Source organism: bacterium 336/3, assembly GCA_001281695.1.
Lineage (GTDB): Bacteria > Bacteroidota > Bacteroidia > Cytophagales > Thermonemataceae > Raineya.
Genome location: LJIE01000001.1, coordinates 1626171 through 1648467 on the forward strand (window position 1 = coordinate 1626171; position 22297 = coordinate 1648467).

Here is a 22297-nt window from a genome sequence, read left to right on the forward strand (position 1 = left end):
TTTTATTTATCTCTGATGATAAGTCTGTATAAAACTAATAAAATTAAAATTCCTAAAACGATATTGGCAATAATTTTAATACGATTATTTGAACCTACAGATTGAATAGTATTATCAGTTTCTTTCAACTCTTTTAAAAAATCGCTACTTTCAATAGAAATATCTTCAATAGGTTGTCCACTGACCTCTAATACCAATCTAGATTGTAATGTGTCATATTTTTTCTTTTCTAAATCAAAATAGATAAATTGAAAATAATCTTTCAAAGGATATTTCCCTGGTTTTTTGGCTAAAATTGTATATCTAAAAGATTTTGTACCCAATAACTGATTAGGTGTTTTGCGTAAAATCTGCTCAATAGTGGGAGTATAAAACTCTAAACCTGTACTGATTGGAGGTTCTAAAGCATTGAGACTTGCAAAATTGCCACTTCCTAAAATATTTACCTGATAATCAACTGTTTTACCTGTTTGGATTTTCAGATAAGTAATAGCTTCTTGCCATTGAAAACGCCCTACGGGTACTTTTACATCTGTATTTGGCAATGGCTTCACCAGAATATTTACAGAATTGGACTTAAAAACGACAATTTTTTCTTTTTCCTTATCTTCCATCTGGAGTTCAAGTACAGGAATAGTATATTTACCTGCTTCTGAGGGAAAAAAAGATGCTTGATAAAATTTAAAACGTTGATATTTGCGTTTTCCAATTACGATTTTCTCTTTTGAGACACTGTCTAATTTATAGTCTTCTTCCCACGATTTAGGAATACGAATTTGTTTAATAATCTTAGATAATTGTTTGTTGAGTTGGTATAAATCTAAAGAACGTGGGGCATCTTCTGCTAAATAAAAGGCAAAAGATACATTGATTTCTTCACCTACAAAAAGTTCATCTCTATTGACAGTTAGGGCTGTAAAAGCTTCTTGAAGTTTTCCAATACCAATGTTGGGGTCTTTTTGGTTTTCTTCTAATATTGTAAGAATATTTTCTTCTTCTTTTTTTTCTTCTGAATTATCTTTATCTCCCAAAACTATAATTTCTTCTCCCTTAAATGAATATTTTTTACCATTGACCCTTATTTCAAAAGTAGGTATATTGAATGTACCTCCTTTGGTAGCTTTATAATTTTGCTCTACACCTTTTGTGATTTGCCCTTGGGCGTTGGTGTATTCTAAAGATACTTGGAAAGCCTTTTCAAAACTAACAACTTCTGGAAACTCATCTATAGTACGCAAATCCTCATTACTACATAAAACTCTGATTTGCAAGAAATCGTTGATTGAAATTTTCTTACGGGCAACTTCTATTCGAATATCTTGAGCATTTACTATCAAAGAAAATAGCATTGCTATTAAAATAATAGACTTTTGCCAATTTTTTTTTATACTTTTTGAAGAATTCATTAGGTTGTTTTTAAAAAACGTTGTATATTAGCAACACTTTAGGATTAAATCAAGACGCCTATGAAAAAATATTAACTCCAAGTTTGTTGGGTTAAAACTATTTCAAATTATGTTAGACTATTTTAAATTAATTTTAGAAAAAGTAAGTTTTGATAAATTTTTGTTTCAAAAGGAGCTTCGTAAAGCACTTGCATCCTTAAAACCTTCAGAAAAAGAAGACCTTCGCAAGTGGTGTTATCATAAATTTGAACCACAATACAAAAGTGTCCTTAACAACGAATTCAAAATAATACTTTCTTAAAACACAGACATTTCATCATTCATTATCATCACTGGCTTGCAGGAAATTAATATTTCGTTGCAAGCCTTTTAGTTTAGTTCTTTTTACTGCCGAATTTTTGAAAACTTTGTTAAAAGTTTCTTCAGTAATATCTATCCATTCTTTTTTTGACATCTTTTCTAAATCTTCATGAGGCTCAAATGCTTGCGTTTGGTGTGGGCTTGCAAAACGATTCCAAGGGCATACATCTTGGCAAATATCACAACCAAAAATCCAATTTTCAAACTTTCCCTTCATCTCTTGGGGGATTTGGTCTTTGAGTTCAATGGTAAAATAGGAAATACATTTACTTCCATCTACCACATACGGATTCACGATAGCATCTGTGGGACAGGCATCTATACAACGAGTGCATGTACCACAATAATCTTTGGTAGGAGCATCATATTCAAGATCTAAATCTACAATCAGTTCGCCAATGAAAAAAAAGCTACCCATATTTCGGTTGAGTAAATTACTATGCTTTCCAACCCAACCCAATCCACTTTTTTCTGCCCATACTTTGTCCATCACAGGGGCAGAATCGACAAAGGCTCTGCCACCAATTTCTCCAATTTCTGTATGCATAAACTCAAGCAAACTTTTAAGTTTATCTTTTAATACAAAATGGTAATCTGTACCATAAGCATATTTAGAGATTTTAAAATCGTTTTCTTGAGCTAAATCTTGTTTAGGAAAATAATTGAGTAATACTGAAATGACAGATTTGGCATCATCTACCAGTAATCGAGGATCAAGGCGTTTGTCAAAATGGTTATTCATGTATGCCATCTCTCCATGCATATTCTGTTTGAGCCATTGCTCTAATCTTGGGGCTTGGTCTTCTAAAAAATCAGCTTTAGAAATTCCACAAAAATCAAAGCCCAATTCCTTGGCTTTTTGTTTGATAAGTAGGGTATATCTTAATTTTTCATGATTCATAAATTGCAAAGTAGGCATTTAATATCAAATACCATTCAATATTTAGCATCCCATTGGTATATTAATAATGATTAATTTTGTTACCTTTTGTCCATTGTCCTTGCGTTTTCCAATTATTCTTAGATAATAGCGACTAATGCCTATTTCAATTGGATATTCGGTTGTATTTTTTACTTTGTCTAAAATGCCTAACCAATGTTTGCCACATTTTTCTTTTACTTTATTCTTTAAATCTTGAATTGAAATTTTTGGAAATTTCTTATAATCGGTTTCAGTATATTGATTACCAATAAATTGCCCTGCTTTATTTGATAGCAATAGTTTCCAATCTGAATTAAAATGTTTCCAGTCTGTCAAATCACAATGTTTGCCTTCATAAGAAATAGTTATACTTGTTTGATAACGTTGTTCTATTGTTAAATCAGTAAGCTGATTGCTAGAAAGTGATATAAGTTGTCTCTCAATTGTCTCGCCTGGTTGAGCATAGATTTCAACAGTTTCTTTTTGGATTTTATCAATTTTCTTATCTTCATCATTGATAATGAAATGATTGATTGAAACAGAAAGCTCTTTAAATTTTATTGTTGTAATTGAATCATTTTTTTTTCCCTCTTTTAAAGATGAAATTCTTATAGAGTTGTTGAGCTTATAATTCGTGGATTTTTTGTATGAAAAAAAAACTATAAAACTCAAGATCATAATTATATTTCTTGATATTATCATAATGTTTAGTGTTAATGCTTTTAATAATAATGCTATTTAAACTAAAAATTTCAACAATTTCTATTATCAAATAGTATTTTACAATTATTTTTTTATTTATTTTTACATGATTTTTTATTTCAACAACAAACCCTATGAATACTATGTTTAAAGCAACTATACTCAGTATAAATCTGATTTTCTTTACCCTTGTTTCTTTTGCTCAAAAAGAAGTGAAATTTGGAGAAATTGACAAAGCCACAGTAGAAAGCAAAGTTTATGATAAAGATAAAAATGCTGTTGCTGTGATGCTTTATGATTATGGTAAAGTTCAAATTATACCTTTTTCTGCAGGTTGGAAGCAAGTATGTTACTATCATCAAAGAATTAAAATCCTCAAGAAAGAAGGGTTAAGTGAGGCTAATTTTCAAAGAAGATATTTTAACTCAAACAAAGAAGTTATTGCTCAATTAAAGGGTTATACTTATAATATAGAAAATGGTCAGGTTAAAAAAACTAAATTAGAAAAAAGCCAAATATTTGACATAAAAACTACTAAAAATTATGGAGAAGTGAAAGCCTCTATGCCGGATGTAAAAGAAGGCTCTGTAATTGATATTTCTTATCGTTTTGAATCTGATGATATTTTCATTTTAGAACCGTGGTATTTTCAATCTGATATTCCTGTTGAATGGAGTGAGTTGGAAACCCTTATACCTCAATATTTTAATTATGTGAGTACATCGACAAAAAACAAACCTTTTTATATTGATAAAACTTTTACAGAGTCAACCAGCGATTACAGAATCAATGGACATAAATGGGTTATGACAGATTTGCCTGCTATCAACAGAGACGAAAGGTTTGTAGCTAATTCAACAGACTACATGAATAAAATACGTTTTCAGTTAAGTGCTACCATTGCTCCAGATGGTGCAATCAAAACTGTATTACCTGATTGGGGGAAATTTATAGAAAGATTAATGGAAGTAGAAGTTTTTGGAGGATATTTGAAAAAAAATGCAGGGAAAGATGTAATAATAGAATTGGTTAAAGATAAAAAAGATATAGAAAAATTACCTGTTATTTTTGATTATGTAAAAAGTAATTTCAAACATAATGGAGGAATAACTGCGTACACAAATCAAAGTGTAAAGGATGTATTAGAAAAGAAAACAGGAAATAGTGCAGAAATAAACCTTTTATTGGTGAATTTCTTGCGTTTTGTAAATATAGAGGCTCATCCTGTGATATTAAGTACTCGTTATAATGGAAGAGTAGTTACAGAATATCCAATAGCTGACCAATTCAATTATTGTGTGGTGTATGCAAAAGATAGTCAAGGGAAAGAGTATTTATTAGATGCAACTAATTCTCAGCATACATTGGGTATGATAGCTGAACGAGCATTAACAAGAGAAGGATTACTTATTTTGCCTCAAAACAAGCATGAATGGATACCTCTCAATAACCCGCCTAAAACCTCTACTCTTAAAACTGGATTTATTGAAATCAATACAGATGGTACAACAAAAGGCAAAATTACAACACAATATCAGGGTTATAAGGCTTTAAAGCTTAGAAATAGAATTATGGGAGTAAAAGACACACTGATTGCTGAAACTATAAATCTTCAAGAGTCTGAAATATCTAAAATTCAGTTCAAAAATGTTCAAGACCTCAATAAACCAATAGAATTTACATTAGATGTGGTTTCTCAAAAAGGTGTTCAACAAAATGGAGATTTTATTTATATTACACCACTGATGAATGACAAACTCAAAGAAAATCCTTTCAAACAAGAAAAAAGAGATTTTCCTATTGATTTTACATACCCTACAGAAGAAACATATATCTACACATTTGTTGTTCCTGACAATTATACAGTGGAAGAAGTTCCTCAATCAGTTAAATTACAATGGGCGGATGGTAAATCTATAAAATTTGATTATTTAGTTAAAAAATCAGAGACTACTATTCAAATAAACTGTAAATTTTTTATTAATAGAGTGATATTTGAACCAGAAGAATACCAATTTATTAAAGATATGTTTGCTAAAATTCTTGCTAAACAAGAAGAACAAATTGTACTAAAGAAAAAATAAAAACACTATGAAAAAAATATTATGGTTACTATTGTTTGTACCTACATTATTGTTGGGGCAAAAAAATATTGATTATAGCTTTTTGCTGATACCTGCAAAACTGACTGAAAATGCAAATGCTATTGTAAGGCTTGATGAGGGGGTTTTTACAATTCAAAATATTGGAAAAGCCACTCTCAAAAAGAAATATGTGTGTACGGTTCTTAATCAAGAAGGAGATGATAATGCAGAATTGAGAATACCTTATTATAGCTTAATGACCATTTCCAACATATCGGGCAAATTATATGATAGAATGGGAAAGGTAGTAGATAAACTAAAGAAAACTGAAATTACAGATGTGAATACATCAAATTATGCTGAAATAGGTGATGCTCGAATAAAAGTAGCTAAATTTAACTATAATACATACCCTTATACAGTAGAATTTGAGTATGAAATGAATTATGAAAGTTTACTTTTCTATCCATCTTTTTTCCCTTGTCAAAGTACACATATTTCTATCGAAAAAGCAAGTTTGCAAATGATAACCCCAAAAAATCATCAGGTTTATTATCAGGAACGCAACTTACTCAACAAAGGAGAAATCAAAGAAGAGAAAGATAAGAAATTTTATACTTGGGGTGTAGATAATTATCCCGCTTTCAAACGAGAAAAGTATTCCATAGATTGGATGGAGCAAGTTCCTTGGGTCATGATTTCTCCCAAAGAATTTGAAGTAGATAATAAACACAAAGGTAAAATGGATTCTTGGGAGTCGCTTGGTATGTTTTTTAAGGAGTTAAATAAAAATAGACAAGATGTTCCTGAATCTACTAAAGCTAAATTACAGCAAATTACAGCAAATGCAAAAGATGATTATGAGAAAACAAGAATCATCTATAATTATATGCAATCTAAAACTAGATACATCAGCATACAGCTTGGTGTGGGAGGTTGGCAAACAATGCCTGCTAATTTAGTAGATACTAAGGGTTATGGTGATTGTAAAGCCTTGTCAAATTACACAAAATCCTTATTGGATGTTGTGGGTATAAAGTCGCATTATGCTTTGATTAATGCAGGACCAGAGGGTGGTTTTCCTGTTTCTGCAAACTTTCCATCACCAAGATTTAATCACGCTATACTTTGTGTACCTATCCAAAAAGATACCATCTGGCTTGAATGTACAAGCCAACAACAATCAACGGGTTTTTTAGGAGATTTTACAGATGATCGTTATGCTCTACTCATTACAGATAATGGTGGAAAATTAGTAAGAACTCCTAAATATACCATGCAAGATAATCAACAAGTCAGAAAAGCAGAGGTTCTTATCAAGGAAACAGGAGAAAGTAAGGCAATTATCAAAACAAAGTATTCTAACTTAGAATATGGTGAACTGATGAATAGAGGATATATAACTGGTTCACAGGAAGAACAAAAAAAATATCTTTATGAGGCAATGAACATTGCAAAGTTTGATATTATTTCACTTAATTTAAAAGAAGATAAATCTCGAAAACCATCTTTAGAAGAGAATCTTGAAATTAAAATAGACCAAATTGGAGCTAAAAATGGAAAAAGAATATTTTTTACGCCAAATCTATTTAACAAATTTTCAATTCCTCTTATAGATTATAAAGAAAGAAAAACAGATATAGAGCTACCTTTCAGAGATTTTGAACACAACGATGAGCTTCGATTTACAATTCCTGCTAATTTTCAGTTAGAAGGTAATTTTGAGAGTGTAAATCTTACATCAAGTTTTGGAGCATACTCTATTTCACTTACTAAAGAAAATAATGTATTGGTGTATAAAAGAAAACTTCAAGTGAAGTCAGGACGTTATCCTAAAGAAAAATACCAAGAGTTTTTAGATTTCTTTAGAAAAGTGGATAAATACGATAAAATGAAGGCTGTTTTGGTAAGTCAATAAAAACAAAAAGAGATTTTCAATAACTGAAAATCTCTTTTTGTTTATTCTGATGGTTCGATTATTTCTTCTTTTCTTTATCTTTTTTGGTAGCGTCTGCTAGTTGAACTTCATCACCTTCTTTAAGCTTTTTGTCTATCGCTTGGAATGGTCCAATAACAATCTTCTCGCCAGCTTTTAAGCCTGTAATAACTTCAATATTTTCAAAATCGCTGATACCTGTTTTTACTTCTTTCAAAGAAACTTTTTTGGTAGTACTATCAAATACAAAAACAAATTCTTTCTTTTCTGTTTCTTCTTTACTTTTCTTATTGTCTTTGGAATTGTCAGCATTTTTAGAGTTTTCTTCTCCTTTTTTACCTTGTTTTTTAATTTCATCAGAGCTTTTGGCAACAACTGCTGCAAGAGGCACAGCCAATACATTGGCTTTTGTTTCAGTGATAACTTCTACACTGGCACTTGTACCAGGGCGGAAAGGTGATAAACGACCACTTTTAGCTTTCAAATCTTTATAAGATTCTCCTAAAATACGTACTTTTACCTGAAACTCAGTAACAGATTCAGTTGTGAGAGCCTGATTAGCTGTATTGGCAATAGAAGTTACAATTCCTTTGAATTTTCGATTTCTATAAGCCTCTACTTCTACATCTGCCGTATCGCCAAGAGCTACACGAACAATATCATTTTCGTTTACATCCACACGAACCTCCATATCATTGAGGTTTGCAATTCTTAAAAGCTCTGTACCAGCCATTTGAGCAGTACCCACTACTCTTTCACCTTTTTCTACGGCAAGTTTAGAAACAACACCACTGATAGGAGCATAAACAGAAGTTCTTGTTAAATTCTGGATGGTTTCATTAACAGTAGAACTTGCACTTTGTATATTGTATTGTGAGGCAACAACAGCTTGCTTAGCTGATTCCAAATCTTGTTGAGCCACTTTATACTCTGCTGTGGATTGTTCAAATTCCAATGCTGAAATAATTTTTTGCTCAAATAAGCCTTTCTGACGAGTATAATTAGCTTGAGCACGCATAAACTGAGCCTCAGCTTGTAATTGTCTAGATTGAGACTGAGCTAAACTTGCTTTACTGGTGTTCAAAGATGCTTGTGAACGCTGAACAGCCAATTCATAATTGTCTGGGCGAATACGTAATAAAAGTTGCCCTTTTACTACCGAATCTCCTTCTTTTACATACAATTCTGTGATTTCACCAGAAACATCTGGACTCAATTTAATTTCAGTTTCAGGTTGTACTTTACCCGAAGCCCCTACTTTTTCTGTGATAACTACATTTTTGACATCTGTAACTTCCACAGTTTCTAAGTTTTTCTTGCCCTTACTCAATACAACGGAAACAATTACTAACAACACAACTCCTCCCACCAAATACCAAATAATACGATTTGATTTCTTCTTTTTACTCATAACTAATGAATTGATAAGCTTATAAATTTAATTGTTATTAAAATGATTATTTAGGTTGAATAAGAAAACTTCCACCAGTACCTACATAAGTAGGAGATTGTCCATTCCACTTTTTTACTTTTTCATATTCAATTAAGTTTTGAGATAACGACTCAGCAAGTTTTTTATTGTATTCAGCCTCAGCTTCAGCCTTGATACGCATAGATTCAGCAAAACCTTTTGCTTTTTCAATTTCTTTTTGAGCTTCTGCTCTCTCTTGAGCTACCTCTTGTTCTTTTTTGAGAGCAATTTGGCGAGCATTTATCTTAGCATCAATATTATCAACAACGCCTTTGGGTAAACGCAATTCATTCAGTAATACAACTTGCTCAACCACAAAGCCTTCTCGTGTCATAAAATTTTTAATCTCTTGCTCAGACTCATTCTGAAAAGTAATTTTCTTTTCGTAGAGTTGCTCAGCAGTATATTTACCAGAAACCTTGTTGTAGGCATCACGCATATAATTACGCATAATAGTTCTGTTTAAAAATTCTAAAGGTTTTCTGTACTTCTTAAAAATATTGGCAGCTTGGTTTGGAGCAATACGATAGTTCATAGATACATCAAAAGAGACAACTAAACCATCTTGTGTTGTAACTCTAAATTCCTCATTTTCTGGACTTCCTTCATGTTTATCTTTTGTAAAAACAATATTTTGTACAAAGGTTGGAAACTCATAAATTTCGGTAGTAAAAGGATTATACCAAACAAGTCCTGTTGCTTCTGTTACATCCTGAACACCTTTTTCTGAACCATAAAGTTTTACTACAAGTCCTACATGCCCTGCATCAATGCGTTTGCAAGCACTCGAAAGTGAAACGACTAAAATTACAAATACAATACCTGCTCCTATCAATTTGAAAAGACCAGAAATACCACCAGATTGGGTTGCCATAAGAATAAAGTTTATATAATATAGAACGATAAAAATCTTGAAATGTGTACGAATTTTAGTAAAAATTCCTTTCAAAGAAAAAGATTTTTTAGTTTCGCAACACTTTTCTTGTTAGAAATGTTTGGTATTAATAGGTACAATCCATCTAATAACATTTTTTATGAACTCAACAGCCATTTTAGATATACAATCTATTCGCAAACAATTTCCGATATTGCACCAACAAGTAAACGGAAAACCTTTGGTTTATCTAGACAATGCAGCTACTTCTCAAAAACCTCAAAGTGTTATCAATGCTCTTACAGCTTATTATGAGGGCTATAATGCTAATATCCACAGAGGAGCACATTATCTAGCTGCTAAAGCTACAGATATTTATGAGCAAACTCGCCATAAAATTGCTCAATTTTTAAATGCACCAAGCCCTGACGAGATTATTTTTGTAAGAGGTACAACTGAAGGCATTAATTTGGTAGCCAGCACTTTTGGACGAAAAATGATACAAAAAGGAGATGAAATTATCATTTCTACCATGGAACATCACTCCAATATTGTTCCTTGGCAGATGCTTTGTGAAGAAAAAGGGGCAGTTTTAAAAGTAATACCCATTACTGATAGTGGTGAACTAATTTTAGAAGAATACGAAAAACTACTTTCAGAAAAGACCAAATTGGTTTCTATTGTCCACATTTCTAATGCTTTAGGGACGATTAATCCTGTGAAAGAAATGATACAAATGGCTCATAAAGTAGGAGCAAAGGTTTTTGTAGATGGAGCTCAGGGGGCTGTACATTTGGATATTGATGTCCAAGACTTGGATTGCGATTTTTACGCATTTTCAGGACACAAAGTGTATGCTCCAACAGGTATTGGAGCTTTGTATGGAAAAAGAGAGATTTTAGAGGTTATTCCGCCCTATCATGGTGGAGGAGAGATGATTAAGGAAGTTACTTTTGAGAAAACAACTTACAACGATTTACCTTTTAAATTTGAAGCAGGTACTCCCAATATCGCTGATGTCATTGCGTTTGGCACAGCCTTAGACTTTGTGGCAGATTTAGGTAAAAACAATATTGCTACTCACGAACAGCAACTTTTGGAGTATGGTACTCAAAAAATTCAAGAAATAGAAGGCTTAAGAATTATTGGAACAGCCAAACACAAAGCAAGTGTCATTTCTTTTGTGTTTGATGATATTCACCATTCGGATGTGGGGACACTTTTGGATAATCAGGGGATAGCTGTTCGTACAGGGCATCATTGTACCCAACCACTTATGAAACGTCTTGGACTTTCAGGAACAACAAGAGCCTCTTTTGCTGTTTATAACACTTTTGAAGAAGTAGATGCTTTGATAGTTGGCTTGCAGAAAGTAGTGAAAATGATGAGTTAGTGTAATATGATGAAATTCATAACAATGTTCATGTTTTTGATAACATTTGAGTCTTTTGCTCAAAAAAGTGAAAAGATATGGATTTTAGCAGAAGAAATGTATGTAAATAGAATCATTTCATTAGATTCTTTGAAGAAAATCAAAACGATTTATAAAGAGGATGATTATGCACATAGTTCAGAAATATGGGCATATAGTCCGTTTTATACATTATTCAAAGCAAATGCTACTGACTATGATAAAAAATATGTAGAAGCCCTTCGAAAACTTCTGCCTCAAATGCGATTTGAAGCATATCAGCATAAAATTAAACAAAAAAATGCATGGACTCGAGTAGGAGAGGAAAAAACACTTTATTGTGATTTCTACAATTATGCTACTATCAATAATAAAAAATATGGTTATGTAGAAAGTGATAAATGTGTATTTGAAAGCAAAATAAACAATCCTTTTCTTATTAAAAACTACTATAACCTTGTTAATAGATACTTATCAGACCAAAATAGTCCTTTGAGACTTATTGAGAAAATAACAGATAATCAAGTAGAGCTTTTCTTGCTTGATTCGTTACAAGGACATTTTCTGAAAAATAAGGGAGTTGATATAGGCTATATAAATCCCAACTGGAAAAATATCTGGAATTATGAATATGTGGAAAAGAAAATAGACGTATTTGAAAAATATGGTTTATTTAAACACTTATCTAAAAAAGAGTTTGAAAAAGCAAAAGAAGAAGCACATTTGTTTTTGGTAAATGAGGATGATGATATTTTATCTGTATTTCCTAAAACAAGGTTTTTTATTGGTATTTGTAATGAAAAGCACTCAGTAAAAAGTATAAAAGAATTTTATCAGAGTTGTTTTTTGAATCTGTCAAAAATTTCACATGAACAGTTTCAAATACAGAACCTCAAAATAAATTATCAAAGAAAATATAAAGAAGGAAATGAATCAAGTGGCTTAAAAATTTTATACCAATTTCAATACAAAAATAAGTATTACAAATCTATTATAGAAACAGGTTATTGGCATTGTGAGCCATGTTGTCCTGTTGTTTTTGTAAGAAGAATCAATGAAATACTAAGGGAAAATAAAACAGACGGGCAATTTTATCTAATAAATTGCAGTTATGAAGAAAATGGTGAGAAACCAAGTTTAGATAACATGCAATATGGAACTTTTATTTTCTTAGATAAAAAAACGTATATAGCCCTCAAAAAGGATAAAATCTTTGATTTTCAGGAGCTTTAAAACAAAAAAGCAGCTTTAAAGCTGCTTTTTACTATTTTATCACTTTCTTTCTTAAAATCTCAACAATTTCCTCAACAGCTTTTTCTCTGATAGGTTTTTCTATCATCTCAGGAATACCTTCTTGGGTTACGAGAGGGGTTATACTTTCAGCATAAAGGTCATTAGCTACCTCAGCCAACGCATCATCCAATTCTTTTCCTGTTTTGTCTTTTGTACGTGGGTCAGCTTGCATACCTTCCACTTTTTGCAAAAGAGCTTTTACCTTTGAGCCAATATAAGCTGCTTGTACCACAGGACCTACTACAGGAAACCCTTTGAATACCTTGTAAATAGTTTCGTTCATAATTCTAGTAAAGTTTGAAAGATGGTTAAATAAACTTTTCAAATTTATTGAAATAAATTTGAAAATCAAGCAGATAGTGAATTATCTTATTGTTTAGGTTTTTATTTAAAATCTTCTTTTTAGATTTGTGCATAGAGTAAACTTTAATATGTAGAATATGCTCAAAAAACGCAATTTCCTGCCTGAAAACTTTGTGGTACAAGAATGGGCTACCATCGAACCTTTTTACAAGAATTTATTAGAAAGAAATATCAACACAGTTCATGATTTAAGAGCTTGGTTTAGAGATAGAAGCGAACTGGAAAGTATGCTCTCAGAAGATATGGCTTGGCGTTATATCAAGATGACTTGCAACACAGCGGATGAGAATTTACAAAAAAGTTTTAATGATTTTGTAAGTAATATTCAGCCTTCAGCCATTCATTATAATCACCAACTCAACGAAAAATGCTTGGCAAATCCTTTTTTACAGGAATTGGAAAAAGAAAGTGATTTTAGAATTACAATTCGAGGTTTAAGAAAGCAAGCAGAAATTTTCAGAGAAGAAAATATTCCATTACAAACTGAACTCCAAATCAAAGAACGTGAATATGGAGCCATTGCAGGGGCAATGATGATAGACTGGAAAGGTGAAGAACTCACTTTGCAACAAGCAGGCAATATTTTAGAAGATAAAGACAGAAAAAATAGAGAAGAAGCCTATTTTGCTATCCAAAACAGACGTTATCAGGACAAAGATAAATTAGATAATTTACTTTCAGAACTTATCAAACTACGCCATCAGGTAGCCCTGAATGCAGGTTTTAAAAACTACAGAGACTATGCTTTTGCTGCTTTGGGCAGATTTGATTACAGCCCTGAAGATTGCTTCAAATTTCATGAGGCAGTAAGCCAGAAAGTAATGCCACTCGTTGAAAAACTTGCTGAAGAAAGAAAACAACTCATGAAACTCGATAGCCTGAAGCCTTGGGATATGCAAGCCGACCCTACGGGTTTACCTGCTCTCAAAGTTTTTGACAATTCAGAAGAACTTATCCAAGAAACCATTGCTTGTTTTGATGATTTGGATGGTTTTCTGGGTGATTGCCTGAGAACTATGAAAAAAATGAAGCATCTTGACCTTGATTCTCGTAAAAATAAAGCTCCTGGTGGTTACAATTACCCATTAGCTGAAACGGGCTATCCTTTTATTTTTATGAATGCAACGTCTAATCTAAGAGATTTAACAACTCTCTTACATGAGGGAGGACATGCTGTTCACTCTGTACTTTGTAAAGATATGGAAATCAATACCTTTAAAGAGCCACCAGCAGAAGTAGCTGAATTGGCTTCTATGAGTATGGAGTTGATTACATTGCCATTTTGGAAACATTTTTTTGAGAAATCAGAAGATTTACAAAGAGCTAAAAAAGAGCATTTGGAAGATTTATTGGCTGTATTGCCTTGGATTGCCTGTATCGATAAATTTCAACATTGGATGTATGAAAATCCTGAACATAGTGTTTCAGAGCGTCAAGAGGCTTGGGTACGTATTTACTCCGATTTTTCGCCTAAATCTGTTGATTGGAGTGGGGTAGAACATTTCAAAGCTTATCATTGGCAAAAACAATTACATTTGTACGAAGTGCCTTTCTATTACATAGAATATGGCTTTGCACAATTGGGAGCCATTGCTGTATGGAAAAACTGCCAAAAAGATTTAAAATTGGGGTTGAAAGGCTATTTAGATGCTTTGTCTTTGGGCTATACCAAAACTATTCCTGAAGTTTATCAGGCAGCAGGTATTCAGTTCGACTTTTCACCTGCTTATATTGAGGAATTGATGCAATTTGTAAAAAGTCAGATTGATGCGTAAAAAGAATACTTATTTTCAGTTTAAGCAGTTTAGAATAGAACAAGACAAAACTGCTATGAAAGTAAGTACAGAAGCTTGTATTTTGGGAGCATATAGTCATTTAGATGCTCCCAAAACTATTTTAGATATTGGTTCTGGAACAGGTTTATTGGCTTTGATGCTTGCTCAACGTTACTCGGAGAGCCAAATAACTACTGTAGAAATAGAATCATCAGCTTTTTTGCAAGCTCAAGAAAATATTATTAATAGTGCATTTTCAGAACAAATCAGGTGTATTCATCAGTCTATTCAAGAATTTTCTTCTCAAGTAGATTATAAGTATGATATGATAGTTTCTAATCCACCTTTTTACGAAAATCATCTGCTCTCTGGTAACAAAGAGCAGGATAAAGCTCTACACCAAGAAACTCTAAATTTTAAAGAAATTATAGATACTGTTAAAAAACATCTTGAATCGAAAGGGATATTCTGGTTGATATTGCCACCTTATCAAATGGAGCAATTTGTAAGTTTAGCACAAGAATCACAATTATATTTAAAAAACACACTAGAAATTTTCCATAGCCCTAGACATCCTCTTTTTAGGAAAATTTGCTCATTTATTTTCTATGAGATAAAACCTTCACAAAATGTTCTGTATATCAAAGATAAGTTAGAAAATTATACAGAAAACTTTAAAAACTTACTGAAAGATTTTTATCTTGCTTTTTAGAAAAATTACAAATAAAGACATAAAGCTTGAAAAATCAGTTACAAATCATTAACTTTAAATAATAAACCTTACAACTACATCTAAAAACTTTATTTGGTATGAAAAAGCTATATACCACAATTTTTTTCTGTTTTGCTATAGGATGGATATATGCTCAAAAAGTTTCTTTTGAAAGTATGTTTTCCAAGCCAGAAAAAAACTATGAGTTGGGCAAATATAAAAAAGCGTTGAAGCAATCTAAAAGCATTTCAGAGGGTAAGACTAATGTAGTTACTCAAGCTTGGGGGGCTATTCATCTGGCTCGAATTTATGAAGCTATGGGACTTTATGAAGAAATGAATAAAGCTTTGCAACAAGCAGAGTTAAAAATGAATGAGTTACGCCAAAATAATATCGAAGAATATCTCATAGGACTGATTAAAATAGCTGAAATCCACAATGGTTATGGTAATTCTTTGAAAGCTCTGCAAATTCTTGAAAATGAGGAGTATGTAAAGCTTATTGAGCAAACTAATAAAGCAATTCAAAACGACTGGAGTCAGCAACTTGTAAAAGCTAACTTATTAGCAGGAAATTTTGGTGATGCAGAAAACAAACTCATTTCGCTTTTAGATGCTAGAAAAAATCAGATAGAGAAAGATAAATTAAGTGGTACAGATAAAAAACATGTTAAAAAGCAGTATGCTAAATCTCTCACTCTGAGAGGAATGCTAGAAACTCAAAGAGGTGATTATGTCAAAGCAGATTCATTGCTCAAATTATATCAAATACAAGTCAGAAAATTAACAGGCGTAACCAAACCTACTTATATTGAGCACCTCATTGCACTTGCCGAAAATGCAGAAGAACAAGGCGAATACACCAAAGCCAATCGTTATTATGCAATGAGTAAAAGAGCAACAGAATATTATACCAATACTTTTCGTCAGTCTTCTAAAACATATTTTCGCTTGCAAGAAGGAATTGCAAGAAATGTAGTTGAAAACAATGGTATTTTACAAGTCTTAAGAGTGTTTGAGCTTAACAGAGATGCTAAAAGATATTTTGATAAAAACTCTATCTATCCTATCAAGGCTCGATTGGTAAAAATAGAGCAAATGATGAGTCGCAGACGTTATCCTGAAGCCCGTAAAGAACTTTTAGATATATTGAGTAAAGAAGCCATTGTTCCTAAAGACCACGAAGTCAGAGCAAAAGCTATGAAATATTTAGGGCAAATTTATACAAAAATAGATGTTAGTTCATCTGAAATGGAAAAGGTATATCAGGATTGGTTTACAATTCAAAAATCTCGATACAAAGAAAATAGTTTCTATTATCAAACTTCTGAAATAGAAATGGCAAACTATTATAATGAGGAAACAGAAGATTATAAAAAAGCTAAAGTTGCTTTTGAAAAAAGCCCTTTTGAGGTTATAGAGAAGAATATAAATCCTGCTCATCCCGATTATGTTCGTTTTAGTAACTATTATGCTCGCTACTATGAAACTAATGATAATTATAATAAAGCATTGATGATTACTAAGAAGTCGGCTGATTTAGTAGAAAAAAAATATGGCTTTGATAATATTAGGCTTGCAGATCAATTGCGTAGATTGGCTGATATAGAAGTAAAAAATGGTGACTATCGTTCAGCAGAAGGAAGTATCAGTAAGGCTATTGGAATTTTAAAAAGTAAGTATGGTGAAGAAGCAGAACGTTCTCCACTATTTGCGGAAGCCCTTGGTAAAATGGCAGGCATTCATGGTGTTATTGCTAACTATTCTTTAGCAGATAGTTTACTACGAAAATCAGAGTCCATTTATAAGAACTATGAAATTGAACAAGCCACTACTAAAAAGAAAAAGAAAAAAAGAGATGATGATGAAGATGAAGTACTTTTTGATGTAGAAGCCATGAAAATGGAGTCTATTGAGGAGCTTGCTCGTCAGTATGTACGTATAGGTGATTATACAACTACAGAAATACTTTTGAAAGAAACAATTGTTGAAAGAGAAAAAAAATATGGAGTAGATAGCCGAAGACTTATAAAGCCTCTTATTGAGCTATCTAACTTGTATTTGATAAAAGGTGAATATGTTCAAACAGAAGGAAATATTGTAAGAGCCACCAACCTCAGCGAAAAAGTATATGGCAGAGAAAGCCTTATTTTTGCTGAAAGTCAGGAAATAATGGCTCGTCTGCATACCAATCTTGGTGATTTTGATAAGGCTAAAAGAGAAATTTCAGAATGTATTAAGATTGTGAGCAAAAACTTGAATCAAGAACATATCCGAAATGCTCCATTTATTACAGACTTAGCTATTATTGAATTGGCTGAAAATTCACAAAAAAATGCAGGAAAAGTAGAAAAAGACTTGAATCAAGCAAAACAAATTATAGAAAAAACATTTGGCAACAAGCATCCTCAATATGCAGAAGCGTTACAAAATTTAGCTTTGGTATATATTGAAACCAAAAAATTACAAGAAGCTTTGAGTTTTTTAAATCAAGCAGAAGGTATTTGGCAAGCAAAACTGGGTGGGCAAAATATTCATATTGCTAAAATTAGTAGTCTAAAAGGAGATGCACACCTCAAGAGCTCCAATTTGCAAGAGGCTGAAAAAGATTATGAAAAAGCAAAAACTTTGTATGCTCAAATTTTTGGAGAACGTTATGAAGGTTATATCAAGACTATCAGTAAGTTAGGAAGAGTTTATTACATCCAAAAAAACTATGATAAAGCAAATTTAGCACTTTCGCAAAGTACAGAAGCCTATTTGAGTTTTATACAAAAGAACTTCCCTGCCATGAGTGAAAGAGAAAAAGCTAAATATTGGGTTTCTATTCAATCTGATTTTGAGTTTTTTAAAACGTTGGCTTCCCAACAAATCAAAACTAAACCTGATCTTTTAGGACAAGCCTATAACCATATTTTGGTTACAAAAGGTCTGTTATTAAGTTCTTCCATGAAGGTTCGTCAAAGGATTTTAAATAGTAAAGACCAAAATTTAATCAATACTTATAACAACTGGATTAAGAAAAAGGAATATTTAGCTCAAGTATTGGCACTTACAGCAGAAGAAAGAAAATTGGCTAAAATAGACTTTGTAAAATTAGAACAAGAAATTGAAGTATTGGAAAAACAAATGAGTAGTGCCTCTGAGGTACTTGCGGGTGTTTTGGAACATAAAAACCCTACTTGGAAAGATGTACAAACCAAACTCAAAGACAATGAAGTAGCTCTTGAAATTGTAAGATTTAGATACTTTGACAAGAGCTTTACAGATTCTACAATGTATATGGTATTGAAAATAGGGAAAAATAGCATGAATCCTGAAGCTGTTTTGTTGGATAACGGAAACGAAATGGATAAAGATATGCTTAATTATTACCGAAATACAATTCGTTTCAATAAATCGAATACCAATACATATAAAACCTACTGGAAACCCATAGAAGGATTGGCTCAAGGAGCCAGTAAAGTATATATCTCTCCCGATGGGGTTTATACACAAATTAATTTGGAGACACTCCAAAGCCCTAAAGGATTCTTAATAGATGAGTATAATTTTATATCTATCAGTAATACCAAAGATTTACTCCTCAATACAAATACTGTAGTAAATACCTCCAAAACAGTGATGATTGTGGCTGACCCCAGTTTTTATTTGAAAACAAATGGTTCTAAAATTGTAAGTTTGCCAGGTACAGCTACCGAAGCCAATAATATTAAGAGTAAAATTCTTGCTAAAAACTGGAAAGTAGTAGAATATAGAAAAGCAGAAGCAGAAGAAGAGCGTATCAAACAAAACAATTCTCAACCTAATGTGATTCATTTTGCAACACATGGATATTTTGTAGAAGATGTAATAACTGTAGCAGATGCTTCTGAAGAACTGGCAGAAATACAAGCTTTACAAAGTCCAATGCTTCGTTCAGGAATATTACTTGCAGGAGCAGGAGATGCCTTAGAAGACAATTCAAGTGTCAATACTCGTAATGGTATCTTAACAGCTTACGAAATGGCAAATATGCCTTATGACAACGTGGATATAGCCATTCTTTCAGCTTGCGAAACAGGACTTGGAGATGTACAAGTTGGTGAAGGAGTATTTGGTTTACAACGTTCTTTACTTGTAGGTGGAGCAAAATCAATTATAATGAGTTTATTTAAAGTGGATGACGCTGTAACAGCTGAATTGATGTCTGAGTTTTATGAACATTACTTGCAAAATCCACAAGAGCCTCGTGAGGCATTTAGAAAAGCAAAAATGACTATCAAGGCAAAATACCCTAAACCCTTGCTTTGGGGAGCATTTGTTATGATAGGTTTAAAATAAATTGTTCACAATATAAAAATTATGATTATGGTAGAATATGGATTATTTGTTCTCTTGTATTTGGCAACATTGATAGTTCCAAGCAATAAAGATAAAATTACATTTACTGTTGAAAAAGATAATAGAAAAGAAACATTCTTTTTGGAAAGGACAAAAGAGAAGTTTTCAGCAGATGAAATTTTCTGGCTTTTTAGTACCAATAATGATGCTTCTAAAGAAAAACTGCTGATTAATCCCAAAAAGCATGAAATTAAATCTCCAATGGGTATGGGAAATGAGCCTATTAAAATTATAGATTATATAAAAATACCCAAAGATGCCTCGAAAGCAAATGCTATTCAGCCCAGTGATGTACTTCTCAAGGAAAAACACACACCAATTATACTTAAAAGGGTAGGAAACAAAGTACAACTGAAACAGCAAAAAGGATGGATGGAAACATTCAAAAATGTTGAAATTTCTTGGTAAAAAAAGTAGCTTCTTAATATTAAGAAGCTACTTTTTTTAATGTTTCAAATGCTTGTAGAGCTTTGCCACTTTCAAGACTTTCAGTAGCCATTCCTATACATTCTGTAAGTGTTTTATGTGGTTGGGCAGTTTTGAGAGCCATGGAGGCATTGGCAACAACAACAGATTTTTGAGGCTGAGTTCCTTCATTTTTAAGAACATTCATAAAAATTTGAGCAGATTCTTCAATCGTATCACCACCACTAATTTGCTCCAAACTTAGCTTTTCAGTGTTTAAACTTTCTACTTGAGTCAAGATATCTTCATTTCTTGAAAACACCTTGAAATCGCTTGTAAGTGAAATTTCATCATAGCCATCCAAACTGTGTACAATACTGAAATTTTTATCTGTCTGTTGATACAAATAGGCATACAAACGAGCCAATTCCAAGCTGAAAACGCCAACCATTTGGTTTTTGGGAAAGGCAGGGTTTACCATAGGTCCCAACATATTAAAAAAGGTTTTTACACCCAATTCTCTACGAATAGGAGCTACATTTTTGAGAGCAGGATGAAACAAAGGAGCATGCAAAATACAAATATTGGCTTGGTCAAGTTGTTTTTGGATAGAATTTTTGTCACTAGTAAATTTAATACCAAAATATTCTAAAACATTGGAACTACCACAAGCCGATGAAACACCATAATTACCATGTTTGGCAACAGCCTGCCCTGCTCCAGCTACCACAAACGAGGCAAGTGTAGAAATATTGAATGTGTTTTTGCCATCTCCACCTGTTCCACACAAATCAATAGGGTTGTAGGCATTCAAATCCAAGCCAATACACAAATCGAGCATAGCATCTCTGAAACCTTCTAATTCTTCTACTGTAATACTTCGCATCAGATAAACTGTCATGAAGGCAGCAATTTGAGAATTATTATATTTGTTAAGAGCTATATTTTTGAGTATTTCAGTAGCTTCCGATTTACTAAGTGTTTTATGTTCAAAAAGATGATTGAGAATTTCTTTCATACTTATGCTTTTTCAGTAATTTTTGTCATCACTTCAGTTTGTTTACGAATAGACTCCACATGGATGAGTTTATAAATTTCTTGAATCAAATCTTTGCTTAACCCCATTTTTTCTGCCCAAATAGGGCGAGTACGGAAAATCTCATTCCAACGGTCTAATTGAAAAATACTGATATTATTATCTTTTTTATAATCACCTATTTGTTCAACAAGTTTCATACGAGTAGCAAAAACTTCAATCAGTTCTCTATCTATTTCGTCTATTTGTTTACGTAATTGTTCCAAATGATTGTTAAACTCTACATCATCCGTTTTTTGCTTTCTAATTTGGAAATTAGCTATCATTTCACCCAATTCTTCAGGGTTTACTTGCTGTTTTGCATCACTCCAAGCCTTGTCAGGTGTGATGTGCGTTTCAATCATCAAGCCTTCATAATTCAAATCTAAAGCTTTTTGAGATACTTGAGCTACCAGACTTCTTACTCCTGTAATGTGGCTTGGGTCGCAAATAATAGGCAATTGAGGAAAAATACGTTTCAACTCCAAAGGTATTTGCCATGTCGGAGGATTTCTATATTTACTTTCTTGTAGAGAAGAAAAACCTCTATGAATAGCTGCAATTTTATTGATACCCACTTTATGAAGACGCTCAATAGCACCCAGCCACAGTGCTAAATCAGGGTTTACAGGGTTTTTAACCATGACAGGGATATCCACACCCCTTAAAGCATCAGCCAAATCTTGTACATTAAATGGATTTACAGTTGTTCTTGCTCCAATCCAAAGTATATCCACGCCATATTTCAAAGCAAGTTCAATATGCTGAGGTGTTGCCACTTCAATGGCAAAAGGCAAATTGACTTCTTTTTTTACAGTTTGTATCCAAGGCAATGCTATTTCTCCATGTCCTTCAAAGTTACCAGGACGGGTACGAGGTTTCCAAATACCAGCTCTTAAAGCACTAATATTAAGGTTTTTAAGTTGTAAACAAGTAGCAACAAGTTGCTCCTCTGTTTCGGCACTACATGGTCCTGCGATAATAGCCACATCTTTATAGGGCAACCATGTAGAAAGAGGCGTACAATTTAATTCAAATTCCATAATCTATTCTGTTGAAGGGAAATACAAATTTAGAAAAATTCTAATTAGAAATACTAAAACACTTCTGATTCTAAAAAAATTTG

The 22297-nt window shown here is 32.4% G+C and carries 17 protein-coding genes; 9 read left to right on the top strand and 8 right to left on the bottom strand.

All coding sequences use genetic code 11. From position 1 onward, the window contains the following. Nucleotides 1-2: 2 nt before the first annotated feature. Nucleotides 3-1406, bottom strand: a complete 1404-nt coding sequence (locus AD998_07785) for a hypothetical protein (GenBank protein ID KOY86059.1) — start codon at nt 1404-1406, stop codon at nt 3-5. Nucleotides 1407-1515: 109 nt separating this feature from the next. On the opposite strand from AD998_07785, the gene AD998_07790 reads away from it, so the two are divergent. Then, the gene (locus tag AD998_07790; protein KOY86060.1) at nt 1516-1707 is read left to right on the top strand and encodes a hypothetical protein; all 192 of its coding nucleotides are present in this window, start codon (nt 1516-1518) and stop codon (nt 1705-1707) included. A gap of 15 nt (nt 1708-1722) precedes the next feature. Here the strand turns inward: AD998_07790 and AD998_07795 are convergent, their stop codons facing one another. After that, the gene (locus AD998_07795) at nt 1723-2667 is read right to left on the bottom strand and encodes an epoxyqueuosine reductase (protein ID KOY88109.1); all 945 of its coding nucleotides are present in this window, start codon (nt 2665-2667) and stop codon (nt 1723-1725) included. 42 nt (nt 2668-2709) lie between these two features. Continuing rightward, nucleotides 2710-3300, bottom strand: coding sequence for a hypothetical protein (locus AD998_07800; protein ID KOY88110.1), 591 nt, complete (start codon nt 3298-3300; stop codon nt 2710-2712). 233 nt (nt 3301-3533) lie between these two features. Here AD998_07800 and AD998_07805 point away from each other — a divergent pair, with 233 nt between their 5' ends. Further along, nucleotides 3534-5474, top strand: a complete 1941-nt coding sequence (locus AD998_07805) for a hypothetical protein (protein KOY86061.1) — start codon at nt 3534-3536, stop codon at nt 5472-5474. A gap of 7 nt (nt 5475-5481) precedes the next feature. After that, nucleotides 5482-7392 (top strand): hypothetical protein, encoded by a 1911-nt coding sequence (locus AD998_07810; GenBank protein KOY86062.1) that lies wholly within the window; start codon nt 5482-5484, stop codon nt 7390-7392. Between the two features lie 58 nt (nt 7393-7450). Here the strand turns inward: AD998_07810 and AD998_07815 are convergent, their stop codons facing one another. Beyond that, the gene (locus tag AD998_07815; protein KOY86063.1) at nt 7451-8821 is read right to left on the bottom strand and encodes a secretion protein HlyD; all 1371 of its coding nucleotides are present in this window, start codon (nt 8819-8821) and stop codon (nt 7451-7453) included. A 46-nt stretch (nt 8822-8867) separates the two neighbouring features. Further along, a complete protein-coding gene (locus AD998_07820) occupies nt 8868-9755 on the bottom strand; it encodes a hypothetical protein (protein ID KOY86064.1) in 888 nt (295 codons plus the stop codon). A gap of 160 nt (nt 9756-9915) precedes the next feature. Between AD998_07820 and AD998_07825 the strand changes: the two genes are divergently transcribed. Both AD998_07825 and AD998_07830 read left to right on the top strand, forming a co-directional pair. Then, a complete protein-coding gene (locus AD998_07825; protein KOY86065.1) occupies nt 9916-11148 on the top strand; it encodes a cysteine sulfinate desulfinase in 1233 nt (410 codons plus the stop codon). A gap of 24 nt (nt 11149-11172) precedes the next feature. Continuing rightward, nucleotides 11173-12399 (top strand): hypothetical protein, encoded by a 1227-nt coding sequence (locus tag AD998_07830; protein ID KOY86066.1) that lies wholly within the window; start codon nt 11173-11175, stop codon nt 12397-12399. Between the two features lie 31 nt (nt 12400-12430). Here the strand turns inward: AD998_07830 and AD998_07835 are convergent, their stop codons facing one another. After that, nucleotides 12431-12742 (bottom strand): hypothetical protein, encoded by a 312-nt coding sequence (locus tag AD998_07835; GenBank protein KOY86067.1) that lies wholly within the window; start codon nt 12740-12742, stop codon nt 12431-12433. Nucleotides 12743-12899: 157 nt separating this feature from the next. Between AD998_07835 and AD998_07840 the strand changes: the two genes are divergently transcribed. The 4 genes from AD998_07840 to AD998_07855 all read left to right on the top strand — a co-directional run bounded on the left by AD998_07840 (nt 12900) and on the right by AD998_07855 (nt 20099). After that, a complete protein-coding gene (locus tag AD998_07840) occupies nt 12900-14597 on the top strand; it encodes an oligoendopeptidase F (protein KOY86068.1) in 1698 nt (565 codons plus the stop codon). Beyond that, nucleotides 14590-15309, top strand: a complete 720-nt coding sequence (locus AD998_07845; protein KOY86069.1) for a hypothetical protein — start codon at nt 14590-14592, stop codon at nt 15307-15309. The genes AD998_07840 and AD998_07845 overlap by 8 nt, the downstream gene beginning before the upstream one ends. 98 nt (nt 15310-15407) lie before the next feature. Beyond that, the gene (locus tag AD998_07850; GenBank protein KOY86070.1) at nt 15408-19631 is read left to right on the top strand and encodes a hypothetical protein; all 4224 of its coding nucleotides are present in this window, start codon (nt 15408-15410) and stop codon (nt 19629-19631) included. 21 nt (nt 19632-19652) lie between these two features. After that, complete coding sequence (locus AD998_07855) at nt 19653-20099, top strand: hypothetical protein (protein KOY86071.1); 447 nt, start codon at nt 19653-19655, stop codon at nt 20097-20099. A 19-nt stretch (nt 20100-20118) separates the two neighbouring features. Here AD998_07855 and AD998_07860 read toward each other — a convergent pair whose 3' ends face one another. Both AD998_07860 and AD998_07865 read right to left on the bottom strand, forming a co-directional pair. Beyond that, nucleotides 20119-21114 (bottom strand): anthranilate phosphoribosyltransferase, encoded by a 996-nt coding sequence (locus AD998_07860; protein ID KOY86072.1) that lies wholly within the window; start codon nt 21112-21114, stop codon nt 20119-20121. Between the two features lie 2 nt (nt 21115-21116). Continuing rightward, nucleotides 21117-22214 carry a cytochrome C4 gene (locus tag AD998_07865; GenBank protein ID KOY86073.1) on the bottom strand — a complete coding sequence of 366 codons (1098 nt, stop codon included), beginning with the start codon at nt 22212-22214 and terminating at the stop codon, nt 21117-21119. Between the last annotated feature and the right edge of the window lie 83 nt (nt 22215-22297).